This window comes from Pseudoalteromonas sp. NZS100_1 (assembly GCF_015864285.1).
GTDB lineage: Bacteria > Pseudomonadota > Gammaproteobacteria > Enterobacterales > Alteromonadaceae > Pseudoalteromonas > Pseudoalteromonas arctica.
In genome coordinates this window covers 1-773 of sequence record NZ_JADYXN010000135.1, presented here as the reverse complement: position 1 = coordinate 773, position 773 = coordinate 1, and the positions used below count along the sequence as shown (strand labels likewise).

At 34.4% G+C, this 773-nt stretch carries 2 protein-coding genes; one reads left to right on the top strand and one right to left on the bottom strand.

Annotated elements, in window-relative coordinates; all coding sequences use genetic code 11:
- A partial coding sequence (locus I6F66_RS20950) for a hypothetical protein (protein ID WP_197209724.1) occupies positions 1–182 on the bottom strand: 182 nt, incomplete at its 3' end.
- 212 nt (positions 183–394) lie between these two features.
- On the opposite strand from I6F66_RS20950, the gene I6F66_RS20945 reads away from it, so the two are divergent.
- Complete coding sequence (locus I6F66_RS20945) at positions 395–616, top strand: rhomboid family intramembrane serine protease (protein WP_368668203.1); 222 nt, start codon at positions 395–397, stop codon at positions 614–616.
- The last annotated feature ends 157 nt before the right edge of the window (positions 617–773 follow it).

The window sequence follows — 773 nt, the reverse complement described above, 5'->3', positions numbered from 1 at the left end:
CAATTTTTATGGCCATGACGAAACTCCTGCTCAAAATGCAAAATTCCCTCATCTTCAATTTGGTAAACTTGAACAAATAACTCTGATTGCCCTAGAGCAAAATTTGGCGTGTCTATATCTATCGTTAATTGGCAATGGGAACTAGTTAGCTTTTTGACCCCTAGCTGAACACTTGGGTTCATCAATGTGCCTACCAATGCGGCATAGCACTCTTTTGGTTGAGTGTGCCATTTTTTATAACTACCAGTACAACGGTCATCTACGTCTTTTGCAAATGGGCCATTTTTAGTCCAAGTTTCTAGCTCATTATCTGTGACTAATATAGCAATAATTGTAAATTAAACTAGACAGCCACTCTAATTGTGCAAGGCCAAACTGCAAAAAATTAGGTTGGGTGTCTAGTTTATTTTTGTTTTCTGCAGTATGGTTTTTTGCTATTTGGTTAGGATTTAACATTTTTGGTGCAGTAACAGGCCCTGATGGCATTGATTATGGTGCGCATATTGGTGGCTTTATAGCTGGACTAATTATTGGTTATATTTTGAAAAGTAAAATATTAGAGCAAAACCCTATAATTCGTTTACTAAACCAAAATGAAGCACAGTTAAATCGTTAATCGTTAATCGTTAATCGTTAATCGTTAATCGTTAATCGTTAATCGTTAATCGTTAATCGTTAATCGTTAATCGTTAATCATTATATTAAAGCCACTAATAGATAAACATTAGTGGCTTTATAAAACTTCTCACTAATTTCTATAACTTACAACGTGT